Origin of the sequence: Escherichia sp. E10V5, assembly GCF_004212315.1 — a bacterium.
Taxonomy (GTDB): domain Bacteria; phylum Pseudomonadota; class Gammaproteobacteria; order Enterobacterales; family Enterobacteriaceae; genus Escherichia.
This window is the reverse complement of the sequence record NZ_RHJM01000002.1, coordinates 208,538-223,888: the sequence shown is the minus strand read 5'-3', so window position 1 is coordinate 223,888 and position 15,351 is coordinate 208,538. Positions and strand designations below refer to the sequence as shown.

Genomic DNA, 15,351 nt, shown 5'->3' with positions numbered 1-15,351 from the left:
AAACGCCTGATATGTGCTATCAGGCGTTAACTGATTGATTAATCCTGACGAAGCACTTTGTGACCATAGTCGAGCAAAGCATCAGTGACTTTACGCATCATGCGGCTTTCTGGGGCAAAGCGATGCCAGTAAAGCATTCGCCGTTGGAACAGCCCGGGCGTCAGATCAATCAACTCTCCGCTGGCCAATTCTTTTTCAATTTGCAGGTGTGGGATCATACAGCAGGTTGTACCCTGGCGAGCGAGCTGCACGAAGGCTTCGGACGAGTTAACGATATGGCACGGTACGCTACCTGGCGGCAGATCGAAGTTTTGCTGCAAAAATGCCTGGTGCATATCGTCAAGATGGTCAAACGCGACTACTGGTGCTTTGAGCAGCGCAGAACGACTTACTCCGTTGGGGAAGTATTTCTCGGCAAACGGTTTGGAGCTGACGAACAGATAGTCGAGCGCGCCAAGTTTATCGACCAGGCAACTGGGCAGCGCCTGATGTTGAATACTCACCGCGCCGACCACTTCACCTCGACGCAGACGCTCCTGGGTGCGAGTTTCATCTTCCACCTGTAAGTTCAGGCGAATAGGCGAATCAGCCAGTACAGGAGCCAGTGCCGGAAGCAACCAGGTTGCCAGACTGTCGGCGTTGACTGCCAGCGAGAGCAGTAGTGGGGTGGAACCGGTTTGTTCATCGCCCAGCCACTCTTCTTCCAGCAGCTCGACCTGGCGAAGCAGTGCCAGTAATTTTTGCCCTTGTTCTGTCGGGCGCGGGGGAACCGTTCGCACTAACAGCGGCTGCCCGAACATATTTTCCAGCTGCTTAATGCGCTGTGAGACGGCTGATTGCGTAATGCACAATTTCTGTGCCGCGCGCTCAAATCCTCGTTCACGTATCACCGCATCCAGTGCCTGTAATGTCCTGTAGTCCGGGCGTTTCATTGCTTTAACCTGCTCCTCAAATTTTCTTATGCCGAACTATGACATAATTTTGCTTTGGGTACAGAGCATTTAACGTATGCAAAAGCAGTCATAATGGAAATTTTGGTTGGCTTTATCGTGCTTTTTTAGTCTTTGTGAGGCGCGAAACCCGCAATGGATATTATTCATATTCGTCATATTATCAAGCCCCTGGCTTACCAGGGCAAAAGAGGATGTCCGGTGTTACCTGTTATTTCATGGATAAATGCGTCGCCGACTTGCTGACGGGGTCCGGGTCGCTTTTTTTGTATATAATGCGTGTGAAATTTCATACCACAGGCGAAACGATCATGACGCAGGATGAATTGAAAAAAGCAGTAGGATGGGCGGCACTTCAGTATGTTCAGCCCGGTACCATTGTTGGCGTAGGTACAGGTTCCACCGCCGCACACTTTATTGATGCGCTCGGCACGATGAAAGATCAGATTGAAGGGGCAGTTTCCAGCTCGGATGCATCCACTGAAAAACTGAAGAGCCTCGGCATTCACGTTTTTGATCTCAATGAAGTAGACAGCCTCGGCATCTACGTTGATGGCGCAGATGAAATCAATGGCCACATGCAAATGATCAAAGGCGGCGGCGCGGCGCTGACCCGTGAAAAAATCATTGCTTCGGTTGCAGAAAAATTTATCTGTATTGCAGACGCTTCCAAGCAGGTTGATATTCTGGGTAAATTCCCGCTGCCAGTAGAAGTTATCCCGATGGCACGTAGTGCAGTGGCGCGCCAGCTGGTGAAACTGGGCGGTCGTCCGGAATACCGTCAGGGCGTGGTGACCGATAATGGCAACGTGATCCTCGACGTCCACGGCATGGAAATCCTTGACCCGATAGCGATGGAAAACGCCATAAATGCGATTCCTGGCGTGGTGACTGTTGGCTTGTTTGCTAACCGTGGCGCGGACGTTGCGCTGATTGGCACACCTGACGGTGTCAAAACCATTGTGAAATGATCTGACGGGGGAACCTCCCCCGTTAAAAAAATTCTCTTCATTAAATTTGGTGACATGTGTCACGTTTTTACTTGGCTGTTGCTGATTGCTCTAAATAAATCCTCTAAACCAGCATATTCATCCAAGAAATACCTTTGCGTGATATTTCCTCAACATCGCGACGCAAACGTTCATATTGCCGCAATATTTTTTTTTGATATGTTGAAAGGCGGACGCAAATCCGCACACAACATTTCAAAAACAGGATTGGGTAAATGGCAAAGGTATCGCTGGAGAAAGACAAGATTAAGTTTCTGCTGGTAGAAGGCGTGCATCAAAAGGCGCTCGAAAGCCTTCGCGCGGCAGGTTACACCAACATCGAATTTCACAAAGGCGCGCTGGATGATGAACAATTAAAAGAATCCATCCGCGATGCCCACTTCATCGGCTTGCGATCCCGTACCCATCTGACCGAAGACGTGATCAACGCTGCTGAAAAACTGGTCGCTATTGGCTGTTTCTGCATTGGGACCAACCAGGTTGATTTGAATGCTGCGGCAAAACGCGGGATCCCGGTATTTAATGCCCCGTTTTCAAATACGCGTTCCGTTGCTGAGCTGGTGATTGGCGAACTTCTGCTGCTATTACGCGGAGTGCCGGAAGCCAACGCCAAAGCGCACCGTGGCGTATGGAACAAGCTGGCCGCAGGTTCTTTTGAAGCGCGCGGCAAAAAGCTGGGCATTATTGGTTATGGTCATATTGGTACGCAACTGGGCATTCTGGCAGAATCGCTGGGGATGTATGTTTACTTCTATGATATTGAAAACAAACTGCCGTTGGGCAACGCCACTCAGGTGCAACATCTTTCCGACCTGCTGAATATGAGCGATGTAGTGAGTCTGCATGTGCCAGAGAATGCGTCTACCAAAAATATGATGGGCGCGAAAGAGATCTCGCTGATGAAGCCGGGCTCGCTACTGATTAACGCTTCGCGCGGAACGGTGGTTGATATTCCGGCGCTGTGTGACGCGCTGGCGAGCAAACATCTGGCAGGGGCCGCAATCGACGTGTTCCCGACGGAACCGGCGACTAACAGCGATCCATTTACCTCTCCGCTGTGCGAATTCGACAATGTTCTGCTGACGCCACACATTGGCGGTTCGACTCAGGAAGCACAGGAGAATATCGGCCTGGAAGTTGCGGGCAAATTAATCAAGTACTCTGACAATGGCTCAACGCTCTCTGCGGTGAACTTCCCGGAAGTCTCTCTGCCACTGCACGGTGGGCGTCGTCTGATGCACATCCACGAAAACCGTCCGGGCGTGCTGACTGCGCTGAACAAAATATTTGCCGAGCAGGGCGTCAACATTGCCGCGCAATATCTGCAAACTTCTGCCCAGATGGGTTACGTCGTTATTGATATTGAAGCTGACGAAGACGTTGCCGAAAAAGCTCTGCAGGCTATGAAAGCTATTCCGGGTACCATTCGCGCCCGTCTGCTGTACTAATTCCCCTTCTTTGACAATCAACGGGCAGGTCACTGACTTGCCCGTTTTTTTATCCCTTTTACCGCGCTAATTACGGCATTTGCATCGCTGTGTAATCGCCTTTGCGAGCCTGCTCGAAGAAATAAATTAAAGCCAGATCAATGCGTTGTGTTTATTCAAAGAGGATTTACGATGACGGGGCAGCACAGGGCTGTAACGGTAAAGCCCTCACCGAAGCGAGGGCTTAAAGGAGAAGGGTTATGATGCGACTTGTCATCATACTGATTGTACTGTTACTGATAAGTTTGCCAGCTTATTAACAGTCAGTCTCAGGGGAGGAGCAATCCTCCCTTACCCTTACTCACTAAATTAGGTTAAAGAATCAACGATGTCAATCAGGGCGATGCAGGTGTGTCGCTCTCACCACTCCCAGATTTTCGATGGCGTAACCACTGCAGGCAGCGGGACGTCCCATTCTTCTACGGGGAGTTTTTCCACCAACTGGCAATCATGGGCATAACCTATTGGCTGCATGTTGTAGTGCTGCCAGTTTTGCAATGTCCGATCATAAAATCCACCGCCCATTCCCAGCCGTTGACTGAACTCATCAAAGGCGACCAGCGGCGTTATCAGGACGTCTAATCGGGAAAGGGGTAGCACGTCACGCACGTCCAGTTTTGGCTCGTGGATCTTCAACCTGTTCATCACCAGTTCACTCTTAGGATGGTAATTCAGGAACAGTAAATTACCGGCACTAAAGGGATGCAAAACGGGAAGATACACGCGCTTACCTGCGCGCCAGAGTTGCTCTATGAGCGGCTGGGTGTCGAGTTCACCATCAAAAGAGAGGAATACAGCGACCGTATGCGCCATCACAACAGGGGGATAACTCATCATCCGCATGGCAGCCTGCTGGCCCATTTCACGTTGTTGTTCCGGCGTTAACGCACGACGACGTTGCCGAATCATTTTGCGGATTTCTTGTCGGGATAATGTCAGTGGGAGCTCTGGTAGTTGCGTCATGGCTGGTGCCAGATAAGAAGGGAATCTCCGAGATGCCGCCGCAGGCTGTAACCCTTGAACCCTTGGTTCAAGGTGAATGTGTCGTCGCAGTTTTAAGGCTTCTCGGACGGACCGAGCATGCTCACCAACCACGGAGCGCCACATTCTTGTGGTATGAAATATCGGCTCAGGGGACTGGCCCGCTTGCGAACATCTCAGAGAAATTTTGTCTTCACGGTTACTCTACCACAGTAAACCGGAAAGTGTCATTCAAAGTTTTGGTTCGTTTTTTCGGTGATGCGACCTTGTTCAAGTAACGCTTGTTCGATGGTCTGTTGCAGCATCCGAATACGCTGTTCCATACTTGCCGCGTAGTCACGAGTCTTCGCTTTTTCTTGCGCTAACTCGTAGCTGATATTCAATGCGGCAATGAAAACCAACTGTTCAGTATTTGTGACTCTAGTGCGTTCTTTCAGATCTTGCAACCGTTGGTTCAGATCGTCCGCAGCCTGATTCAACGCATCCCTTTGGTCAGGCGGGCAGTTCACACGCAGTGAACGGCCAAAAATTTGGATATCGACGGGTTGTGCAGACATGCCACCTTCCTGCTGATTGACTGCGCTGCCTTCGCCTTCAGACCTTTGGTCTGCGAAGGGGCGAAACTATAGCTACCCTGGTGCAATGAGACAAGCCCTTTTCTGGTCCACCAGGGTCCAAAGTGATAGCATATCATGAATCTTCCTCCCTTTGATGCCGAATGCTTATGTCAATACAGAACGAAATGCCTGGTTACAATGAAATGAACCAGTATCTGAACCAACAAGGGACAGGTCTGACCCCTGCTGAGATGCATGGTTTAATCAGTGGGATGATATGTGGCGGTAATGATGACAGCTCCTGGCTGCCGCTGCTTCACGACCTGACGAACGAAGGTATGGCTTTCGGGCATGAACTTGCCCAGGCATTGCGCAAAATGCACTCTGCCACCAGTGATGCCTTGCAAGATGACGGCTTCCTTTTTCAGCTTTATCTGCCTGATGGCGATGGCGTTAGCGTTTTCGATCGCGCTGATGCGTTGGCAGGCTGGGTAAATCACTTCCTGCTCGGTCTTGGCGTCACTCAGCCGAAGCTGGATAAAGTGACTGGCGAAACTGGTGAAGCCATTGACGATCTGCGTAACATCGCGCAACTGGGCTACGACGAAGACGAAGATCAAGAAGAGCTGGAAATGTCGCTTGAAGAGATCATCGAGTACGTCCGTGTTGCCGCGCTGTTATGCCACGACACCTTTACTCATCCGCAACCGACCGCACCAGAAGTACAAAAACCAACTCTACACTAAAAACAAAAAACGTAAGGAGAGTGTTATGAGTGAGATATCTCAGCAGGAATTTCAGCGCCGCCGTCAGGCCCTGGTGGAGCAAATGCAACCCGGCAGCGCCGCGCTGATATTTGCGGCACCAGAAGTGACCCGAAGCGCCGACAGCGAATACCCCTATCGTCAGAACAGCGACTTCTGGTACTTCACCGGCTTTAATGAACCGGAAGCGGTGCTGGTGCTGATTAAAAGCGATGACACTCATAACCACAGCGTTTTGTTTAACCGCGTGCGCGACCTGACGGCGGAGATCTGGTTTGGCCGTCGTTTAGGTCAGGATGCCGCGCCAGAGAAACTGGGCGTTGATCGCGCTCTGGCGTTCAGTGAAATTAATCAGCAACTTTATCAACTGCTTAATGGTCTGGATGTGGTTTACCACGCCCAGGGCGAATATGCATATGCTGATGAAATCGTGAATAGTGCGCTGGAAAAACTGCGTAAAGGCTCGCGGCAAAATCTCACCGCGCCAGCAACGATGATCGACTGGCGTCCCATTGTTCATGAAATGCGCCTGTTCAAATCGCCGGAAGAGATTGCCGTACTTCGCCGCGCGGGTGAAATCACCGCACTGGCGCATACCCGGGCGATGGAAAAATGCCGTCCGGGGATGTTCGAGTACCATCTGGAAGGCGAAATTCACCATGAATTCAACCGTCACGGTGCGCGCTATCCTTCCTATAACACCATTGTCGGTAGCGGTGAAAATGGCTGCATTTTGCACTACACCGAAAACGAGTGTGAACTGCGTGACGGCGACCTGGTGTTGATTGACGCAGGTTGTGAATATAAAGGTTACGCGGGCGACATCACCCGTACCTTCCCGGTCAATGGCAAATTCACCCAGGCCCAGCGTGAAATCTACGACATTGTGCTGGAATCTCTTGAAACCAGCCTGCGCCTGTATCGTCCGGGAACTTCCATTCAGGAAGTCACCGGTGAAGTTGTGCGCATCATGATTAGCGGCCTGGTAAAACTCGGTATTCTGAAAGGTGATGTTGATGAACTGATCGCTCAGAACGCCCATCGTCCTTTCTTTATGCATGGCCTGAGCCACTGGTTAGGTCTGGATGTCCATGACGTTGGCGTTTATGGCCAGGATCGCTCGCGCATTCTGGAACCGGGCATGGTACTGACCGTAGAGCCAGGGCTGTATATTGCGCCGGATGCAGAAGTGCCAGAACAGTATCGCGGTATCGGCATTCGTATTGAAGACGACATTGTGATTACCGAAAACGGCAACGAAAACCTCACCGCCAGCGTGGTGAAAAAGCCGGAAGAAATCGAAGCATTGATGGCAGCTGCGAGAAAGCAATGAGCGTAATCATCGTCGGTGGCGGCATGGCTGGCGCGACGCTGGCGCTGGCTATTTCCCGGTTAAGTCACGGGACGCTGTCGGTACATTTAATTGAAGCGACCGCGCCAGAGTCTCATGCTCATCCGGGCTTTGATGGACGGGCTATTGCGCTGGCGGCGGGCACCTGTCAGCAACTGGCGCGCATCGGCGTCTGGCAATCTCTGGCTGATTGCGCAACCGCCATCACCACCGTGCATGTCAGCGATCGTGGTCATGCCGGATTCGTCACCCTCGCCGCAGAAGATTACCAACTGGCGGCGCTGGGGCAGGTTGTCGAATTGCACAATGTCGGGCAACGGCTGTTTGCGCTGTTGCGCAAAGCGCCTGGCGTAACGCTGCATTGCCCGGATCGCATTGCTAATGTTGTTCGTACCCCAGCTAACGTTGAAGTGACGCTGGAGAGTGGCGAGACGCTGACGGGCCGCGTGCTGGTGGCGGCTGACGGTACGCATTCCTCGTTAGCTACTACCTGTGGCGTTGACTGGCAGCAGGAGCCCTACGAACAACTGGCTGTGATTGCGAACGTTGCAACTTCCATTGCGCATGAAGGGCGCGCTTTTGAACGCTTTACGCAACATGGCCCGCTGGCGATGTTGCCGATGTCTGAAGGACGCTGTTCGCTGGTCTGGTGTCATCCACTGGAACGGCGCGAAGAAGTGTTGGCGTGGAGCGACGAGAAGTTTTGCCGTGAACTCCAGTCGGCCTTTGGCTGGCGACTGGGGCAAATTACCCACGCCGGTAAACGCAGTGCTTATCCGCTGGCGTTAACCCGCGCCGCCAGACCGATTACCCATCGCACCGTGCTGGTGGGCAATGCGGCACAAACCCTGCACCCGATTGCCGGGCAAGGATTTAACCTCGGTATGCGTGATGTCATGAGCCTTGCGGAAACCCTGACTCAGGCGCAGGAGCGCGCAGAAGACATGGGTGATTACGGTGTATTATGCCGTTATCAGCAGCGTCGACAGAGCGATCGTGAAGCAACCATCGGCGTCACGGACAGTCTGGTACATCTTTTTGCCAACCGTTGGGCGCCGTTGGTTGTCGGGCGCAACATCGGGCTGATGACGATGGAATTATTCACCCCGGCACGCGATGTGCTGGCGCAGCGCACCCTCGGTTGGGGGGCGCGTTGAAGGCGGTTTTAAGGAATAAACAATGCAAAGTGTTGATGTAGCCATTGTTGGCGGCGGCATGGTGGGGCTGGCGGTTGCCTGCGGCTTACAGGGGAGCGGCTTACGCGTTGCCGTACTGGAGCAGCGCATACCGGAACCTCTGGCGGCGGATGCACCACCACAACTGCGCGTTTCGGCTATCAATGCCGCCAGCGAAAAATTACTCACCCGTCTTGGCGTCTGGCAGGACATCCTCTCTCGCAGAGCCAGCTGTTATCACGGTATGGAAGTGTGGGATAAAGACAGTTTTGGTCACATTTCGTTTGACGATCAAAGCATGGGTTATAGCCATCTTGGGCATATCGTTGAAAACTCAGTGATTCACTACGCGCTGTGGAACAAAGCGCTGCAGTCGTCAGATATCACCCTGCTGGCCCCCGCAGAATTACAACAGGTCGCCTGGGGGGAAAACGAAACCTTCCTGACGCTGAAAGATGGCAGCATGTTAACGGCGCGTCTGGTAATTGGTGCGGACGGCGCTAATTCCTGGTTGCGCAACAAGGCCGATATTCCGCTGACTTTCTGGGATTATCAGCATCACGCGCTGGTGGCGACCATTCGCACGGAAGAACCGCATGATGCGGTGGCGCGGCAGGTTTTCCATGGCGAAGGCATTCTGGCCTTTTTACCACTTAGCGATCCGCATCTTTGCTCGATTGTCTGGTCACTGTCGCCAGAGGAAGCGCAGCGGATGCAGCAGGCAGGGGAAGACGAATTTAATCGCGCGTTAAATATCGCTTTTGATAATCGACTGGGCTTATGCAAGGTTGAGAGCGAGCGTCAGGTGTTCCCGCTGACGGGGCGTTATGCGCGCCAGTTTGCCGCGCACCGTCTGGTGCTGGTGGGCGACGCCGCGCATACCATCCACCCGCTGGCGGGGCAGGGGGTAAATCTCGGCTTTATGGATGCTGCAGAGCTGATTGCTGAACTGAAACGACTGCATCGTCAGGGTAAAGACATCGGGCAGTACATTTACCTGCGTCGCTATGAGCGTAGCCGCAAGCACAGCGCGGCGCTGATGCTGGCAGGTATGCAAGGATTCCGCGATCTGTTTTCTGGAGCTAATCCAGCGAAAAAACTGCTGCGTGATATTGGTCTGAAACTGGCCGACACGCTTCCTGGCGTTAAACCGCAACTTATTCGTCAGGCAATGGGATTAAACGATTTGCCTGAATGGCTGCGTTAAAAATTTCTCCTCTTTTGTTTATTTGATACCCATCACACTTTCATCTCCCGGTTTTTCGCCGGGAGATTTTCCTCATTTGAAATAAACTAATTTCACCCGTAATTTCGCATTATATTTTCTAATGTCGTGAATTTTTGATTTAGCGATTTTTGACAATTTTTTAGTTCTTAATATCGCTTTATTCAAAACTGTTTTATTAACTCGTTATGTTTGTTTGCGTGTGTCGCGTTATTTGGTTTTTTGTCCTGTTGTCATTTTTGAGATTTTTAACCATAAGCTAATGTGATGATCAATTTTTCCTTATGGTTAACCGTCTGTTTCGGTGGTAAGTTCAGGGAAAAGAGAACGATTGCGTTGGGGACCGGGAGTGGCTCCAGTGCTGGGTTTCGTGGTGACAATTTCACCACGAAAAGTTGTCAGCCCCGCTTATTCAATGAGGACAAGATGGCACAACAGACTCCTTTGTACGAACAACACACGCTTTGCGGCGCTCGCATGGTGGATTTCCACGGCTGGATGATGCCGCTGCATTACGGTTCGCAAATCGACGAACATCATGCGGTACGTACCGATGCCGGAATGTTTGATGTGTCGCATATGACCATCGTCGATCTCCGCGGCAGCCGCACCCGGGAGTTTCTGCGTTATCTGCTGGCGAACGATGTGGCGAAGCTCACCAAAAGCGGCAAAGCCCTTTACTCGGGGATGTTGAATGCCTCTGGCGGTGTGATAGATGACCTCATCGTCTACTACTTTACTGAAGATTTCTTCCGCCTCGTTGTTAACTCCGCCACCCGCGAAAAAGACCTCTCCTGGATTACCCAACACGCTGAACCTTTCGGTATCGAAATTACCGTTCGTGATGACCTTTCCATGATTGCCGTACAAGGGCCGAATGCTCAGGCAAAAGCTGCCACACTGTTTAATGACGCCCAGCGTCAGGCGGTGGAAGGGATGAAACCGTTCTTTGGCGTGCAGGCGGGCGATCTGTTTATTGCCACCACCGGTTACACCGGTGAAGCGGGCTACGAAATTGCGCTGCCCAATGAAAAAGCGGCCGATTTCTGGCGCGCGCTGGTGGAAGCGGGTGTTAAGCCATGTGGCCTGGGCGCGCGTGACACGCTGCGTCTGGAAGCGGGTATGAATCTTTATAGTCAGGAGATGGACGAAACCATCTCTCCTTTAGCCGCCAACATGGGCTGGACTATCGCCTGGGAACCGGCAGATCGTGACTTTATCGGTCGTGAAGCCCTGGAAGTGCAGCGTGAACATGGCACAGAAAAATTAGTTGGCCTGGTGATGACCGAAAAAGGCGTGCTGCGTAATGAACTGCCGGTACGTTTTACCGACGCACAGGGCAACCAGCAAGAAGGCATTATCACCAGCGGTACTTTTTCCCCGACGCTGGGCTACAGCATTGCGCTGGCGCGTGTGCCGGAAGGCATTGGCGAAACAGCGATTGTGCAAATTCGCAACCGTGAAATGCCGGTAAAAGTGACGAAACCTGTTTTTGTGCGTAACGGCAAAGCCGTCGCGTGATTTACTTTTTTGGAGATTGATTGATGAGCAACGTACCAGCAGAACTGAAATACAGCAAAGAACACGAATGGCTGCGTAAAGAAGCCGACGGCACTTACACCGTTGGCATCACCGAACACGCTCAGGAGCTGTTAGGCGATATGGTGTTTGTTGACCTGCCGGAAGTCGGCGCAACGGTTAGCGCGGGTGATGACTGCGCGGTTGCCGAATCAGTAAAAGCGGCGTCAGACATTTATGCGCCAGTAAGCGGTGAAATTGTGGCGGTAAACGACGCACTGAGCGATTCCCCGGAACTGGTGAACAGCGAACCGTATGCAGGCGGCTGGATCTTTAAAATCAAAGCCAGTGATGAAAGCGAACTGGAATCACTGCTGGATGCGACCGCATACGAAGCATTGTTAGAAGACGAGTAACGGCTTTAATCCTCTTCTGCGGGAGAGGATCAGGGTGAGGAAAATTTACGCCTCACCCTCACTCTCTTCGCAAGGAGAGAGGTTCACAATTCACTGCACGTTTCAGGAACCATCGCTCATGACACAGACGTTAAGCCAGCTTGAAAACAGCGGCGCTTTTATTGAACGCCATATCGGACCGGACGCCGCGCAACAGCAAGAAATGCTGAATGCCGTTGGCGCACAATCGTTAAACGCGCTGACCGGCCAGATTGTGCCGAAAGATATTCAGCTTGCGACCCCGCCGCAGGTTGGCGCACCGGCGACCGAATACGCCGCGCTGGCTGAACTCAAGGCTATTGCCAGTCGCAATAAACGCTTCACGTCTTACATTGGCATGGGTTACACCGCCGTGCAGTTGCCGCCGGTTATTCTGCGTAACATGCTGGAAAATCCGGGCTGGTATACCGCGTATACTCCGTATCAACCTGAAGTCTCCCAGGGCCGCCTCGAAGCACTGCTCAACTTCCAGCAGGTAACGCTGGATTTAACCGGGCTGGATATGGCTTCGGCTTCTCTTCTGGACGAAGCCACCGCTGCCGCCGAAGCAATGGCGATGGCGAAACGCGTCAGCAAACTGAAAAATGCCAACCGCTTCTTTGTTGCTTCTGACGTTCATCCGCAAACGCTGGATGTGGTACGTACTCGTGCCGAAACCTTTGGTTTTGAAGTGATTGTCGATGACGCGCAAAAAGTGCTTGAGCATCAGGATGTGTTCGGCGTGCTGTTACAGCAGGTCGGCACTACTGGTGAAATTCACGACTACACTGCGCTTATCAGCGAACTGAAATCACGCAAAATTGTGGTCAGCGTCGCCGCCGATATTATGGCGCTGGTGCTGTTAACCGCGCCGGGTAAACAGGGCGCGGATATTGTTTTTGGTTCGGCGCAACGCTTTGGCGTACCGATGGGCTACGGTGGCCCGCACGCAGCATTCTTTGCGGCGAAAGATGAATACAAACGCTCAATGCCGGGTCGTATTATTGGCGTATCGAAAGATGCCGCGGGTAATACTGCGCTACGCATGGCGATGCAGACTCGCGAGCAACATATTCGCCGTGAGAAAGCGAACTCCAACATTTGTACTTCCCAGGTACTGCTGGCAAACATCGCCAGCCTGTACGCCGTTTATCACGGTCCGGTTGGCCTGAAACGTATCGCTAACCGCATCCACCGCCTGACCGATATTTTGGCGGCGGGCCTGCAACAAAAAGGTCTGAAGCTGCGCCATGCGCACTATTTCGATACTTTGTGTGTGGAAGTGACCGACAAAGCGGGCGTACTGGCGCGTGCCGAAGCGGCTGAAATCAACCTGCGCAGCGATATTCTGAACGCGGTTGGGATCACCCTTGATGAAACAACCACGCGCGAAAACGTGATGCAGCTTTTCAGCGTGCTGTTGGGCGATAACCACGGGCTGGAGATCGACACGCTGGATAAAGACGTGGCTCACGACAGTCGCTCTATTCAACCTGCGATGCTGCGTGATGACGAAATCCTCACCCATCCGGTGTTTAATCGCTACCACAGCGAAACCGAAATGATGCGCTATATGCACTCGCTGGAGCGTAAAGATCTGGCGCTGAATCAGGCGATGATTCCGCTGGGTTCCTGTACCATGAAACTGAACGCCGCCGCCGAGATGATCCCGATCACCTGGCCGGAATTTGCCGAACTGCACCCGTTCTGCCCGCCGGAACAGGCCGAAGGTTATCAGCAGATGATCGCGCAGCTGGCTGACTGGCTGGTGAAACTGACCGGTTACGACGCCGTTTGTATGCAGCCGAACTCTGGCGCACAGGGCGAATACGCGGGCCTGCTGGCGATTCGTCATTATCATGAAAGCCGCAACGAAGGGCATCGCGATATCTGCCTGATCCCGGCTTCTGCGCACGGAACTAACCCTGCTTCTGCACATATGGCAGGAATGCAGGTGGTAGTTGTGGCGTGTGATAAAAACGGCAACATCGATCTGACTGATCTGCGCGCGAAAGCGGAACAGGCGGGCGATAACCTCTCCTGTATCATGGTGACCTATCCTTCCACCCACGGCGTGTACGAAGAAACGATCCGTGAGGTGTGTGAAGTCGTGCATCAGTTCGGCGGTCAGGTTTACCTTGATGGCGCGAACATGAACGCCCAGGTTGGCATCACCTCGCCGGGCTTTATTGGCGCGGACGTTTCGCACCTTAACCTACATAAAACTTTCTGCATCCCGCACGGCGGTGGTGGTCCGGGTATGGGACCGATCGGCGTGAAAGCGCATCTGGCGCCGTTTGTGCCGGGCCATAGCGTGGTGCAAATCGAAGGCATGTTAACCCGTCAGGGCGCGGTTTCTGCGGCACCGTTCGGTAGCGCATCCATTCTGCCAATCAGCTGGATGTACATCCGCATGATGGGCGCAGAAGGGCTGAAAAAAGCAAGCCAGGTGGCAATCCTCAACGCCAACTATATTGCCAGCCGCCTGCAGGATGCTTTCCCGGTGCTGTATACCGGTCGCGACGGTCGCGTGGCGCACGAATGTATTCTCGATATTCGCCCGCTGAAAGAAGAAACCGGCATCAGCGAGCTGGATATTGCCAAGCGCCTGATCGACTACGGTTTCCACGCGCCGACGATGTCGTTCCCGGTGGCGGGTACGCTGATGGTTGAACCGACTGAATCTGAAAGCAAAGTGGAACTGGATCGCTTTATTGACGCGATGCTGGCTATCCGCGCAGAAATCGACCAGGTGAAAGCCGGTGTCTGGCCGCTGGAAGATAACCCGCTGGTGAACGCTCCGCACATTCAGAGCGAACTGGTCGCCGAGTGGGCGCATCCGTACAGCCGTGAAGTTGCAGTATTCCCGGCAGGCGTGGCAGACAAATACTGGCCGACGGTGAAACGTCTGGATGATGTTTACGGCGACCGTAACCTGTTCTGCTCCTGCGTACCGATTAGCGAATACCAGTAATTCACTGATTCGACTATCTTCTAAAGGCGCTTCGGCGCCTTTTTACTTGCTGACAATTTGCTCAAGCGTAAATGATGGTACGGTTTTCCCCCTCGCCCTTTTAGGGCGAGGGAACTGATCGTGCGTTCTTTTGGCTTTGTCATCAGTCTTAATTTATGGGGAAAACAAATGGCTATAGCACTTGTGACCGGCGGCAGTCGTGGTATTGGGCGGGCAACTGCGTTACTGTTGGCGCAAGAAGGGTATACGGTTGCGCTTAATTATCAGCAAAACCTCCACGCGGCGCAGGAAGTGGTGAACTTAATAACGAAAGCCGGTGGCAAGGCATTTGCACTCCAGGCGGATATCAGCGACGAAAACCAGATCGTCGCAATGTTTACAGCAATCGACCAGCGTGATGAACCGCTAGCCGTGCTGGTCAACAATGCCGGGATCTTGTTTACCCAGTGCACCGTAGAAAACCTTACCGCAGAGCGAATCAACCGAGTATTTTCCACCAACGTAACGGGATATTTTCTCTGCTCACGCGAGGCGGTAAAACGCATGGCGTTTAAAAACGGCGGCAATGGCGGCGCTATCGTCAATGTCTCTTCGGTAGCCTCACGGCTGGGATCGCCGGGGGAATACGTTGATTATGCGGCATCGAAAGGGGCGATTGATACGTTAACCACCGGACTATCGCTGGAAGTTGCCGCGCAGGGAATTCGCGTCAATGGCGTGCGACCCGGTTTTATCTATACCGAAATGCACGTCAGCGGTGGTGAACCCGGACGCGTCGATCGCGTGAAATCGAACATTCCGATGCAGCGTGGCGGACAGGCGGAAGAGGTCGCGCAGGCCATTGTCTGGCTGATTAGTGATAAAGCATCTTATGTCACGGGAAGTTTTATCGATTTGGCAGGTGGGAAATAAAACAGGAAAGTTG

General features: G+C 52.8%; 14 protein-coding genes and 1 other RNA gene. 11 read left to right on the top strand and 4 right to left on the bottom strand.

Going from position 1 to position 15,351, the window contains the following annotated elements; all coding sequences use genetic code 11:
• Positions 1–38: 38 nt before the first annotated feature.
• Positions 39–932, bottom strand: coding sequence for a DNA-binding transcriptional regulator ArgP (gene argP, locus D9738_RS01435; RefSeq protein ID WP_000828349.1), 894 nt, complete (start codon positions 930–932; stop codon positions 39–41).
• A gap of 329 nt (positions 933–1,261) precedes the next feature.
• On the opposite strand from argP, the gene rpiA reads away from it, so the two are divergent.
• From rpiA to D9738_RS01420, 3 genes are all read left to right on the top strand, one after another.
• Positions 1,262–1,921, top strand: a complete 660-nt coding sequence (gene rpiA, locus D9738_RS01430) for a ribose-5-phosphate isomerase RpiA (RefSeq protein ID WP_130207853.1) — start codon at positions 1,262–1,264, stop codon at positions 1,919–1,921.
• Between the two features lie 254 nt (positions 1,922–2,175).
• Complete coding sequence (serA, locus tag D9738_RS01425) at positions 2,176–3,408, top strand: phosphoglycerate dehydrogenase (protein WP_064529774.1); 1,233 nt, start codon at positions 2,176–2,178, stop codon at positions 3,406–3,408.
• 239 nt (positions 3,409–3,647) lie between these two features.
• Complete coding sequence (locus D9738_RS01420) at positions 3,648–3,707, top strand: type I toxin-antitoxin system Ibs family toxin (RefSeq protein ID WP_100635201.1); 60 nt, start codon at positions 3,648–3,650, stop codon at positions 3,705–3,707.
• 100 nt (positions 3,708–3,807) lie between these two features.
• Here the strand turns inward: D9738_RS01420 and D9738_RS01415 are convergent, their stop codons facing one another.
• From D9738_RS01415 to zapA, 3 genes are all read right to left on the bottom strand, one after another.
• A complete protein-coding gene (locus tag D9738_RS01415; protein WP_130259406.1) occupies positions 3,808–4,410 on the bottom strand; it encodes a 5-formyltetrahydrofolate cyclo-ligase in 603 nt (200 codons plus the stop codon).
• 20 nt (positions 4,411–4,430) lie between these two features.
• Positions 4,431–4,614, bottom strand: a non-coding RNA gene (gene ssrS / locus D9738_RS01410) — 6S RNA.
• Between the two features lie 41 nt (positions 4,615–4,655).
• Positions 4,656–4,985, bottom strand: a complete 330-nt coding sequence (gene zapA / locus D9738_RS01405) for a cell division protein ZapA (RefSeq protein WP_001276008.1) — start codon at positions 4,983–4,985, stop codon at positions 4,656–4,658.
• A 167-nt stretch (positions 4,986–5,152) separates the two neighbouring features.
• Here zapA and ygfB point away from each other — a divergent pair, with 167 nt between their 5' ends.
• From ygfB to D9738_RS01365, 8 genes are all read left to right on the top strand, one after another.
• Positions 5,153–5,731, top strand: coding sequence for a UPF0149 family protein YgfB (ygfB, locus tag D9738_RS01400; protein ID WP_135383206.1), 579 nt, complete (start codon positions 5,153–5,155; stop codon positions 5,729–5,731).
• Between the two features lie 25 nt (positions 5,732–5,756).
• Entirely contained in the window at positions 5,757–7,082 is a 1,326-nt protein-coding gene (gene pepP / locus D9738_RS01395) for a Xaa-Pro aminopeptidase (RefSeq protein WP_130259405.1), read from the top strand.
• Complete coding sequence (gene ubiH / locus D9738_RS01390; protein WP_130259404.1) at positions 7,079–8,257, top strand: 2-octaprenyl-6-methoxyphenyl hydroxylase; 1,179 nt, start codon at positions 7,079–7,081, stop codon at positions 8,255–8,257. Before pepP ends, ubiH begins: the two co-directional genes overlap by 4 nt.
• A 22-nt stretch (positions 8,258–8,279) precedes the next feature.
• A complete protein-coding gene (ubiI, locus tag D9738_RS01385) occupies positions 8,280–9,482 on the top strand; it encodes an FAD-dependent 2-octaprenylphenol hydroxylase (protein ID WP_130259403.1) in 1,203 nt (400 codons plus the stop codon).
• A 444-nt stretch (positions 9,483–9,926) separates the two neighbouring features.
• The gene (gcvT, locus tag D9738_RS01380; RefSeq protein ID WP_130259402.1) at positions 9,927–11,021 is read left to right on the top strand and encodes a glycine cleavage system aminomethyltransferase GcvT; all 1,095 of its coding nucleotides are present in this window, start codon (positions 9,927–9,929) and stop codon (positions 11,019–11,021) included.
• 23 nt (positions 11,022–11,044) lie between these two features.
• Positions 11,045–11,434 (top strand): glycine cleavage system protein GcvH, encoded by a 390-nt coding sequence (gene gcvH, locus D9738_RS01375; RefSeq protein WP_001295377.1) that lies wholly within the window; start codon positions 11,045–11,047, stop codon positions 11,432–11,434.
• A 118-nt stretch (positions 11,435–11,552) separates the two neighbouring features.
• Positions 11,553–14,426: an aminomethyl-transferring glycine dehydrogenase gene (gene gcvP, locus D9738_RS01370; protein WP_130259401.1), complete on the top strand. Its 2,874-nt coding sequence runs from the start codon at positions 11,553–11,555 to the stop codon at positions 14,424–14,426.
• A gap of 168 nt (positions 14,427–14,594) precedes the next feature.
• Positions 14,595–15,338, top strand: coding sequence for an SDR family oxidoreductase (locus D9738_RS01365; protein WP_130207838.1), 744 nt, complete (start codon positions 14,595–14,597; stop codon positions 15,336–15,338).
• Positions 15,339–15,351: the final 13 nt, after the last annotated feature.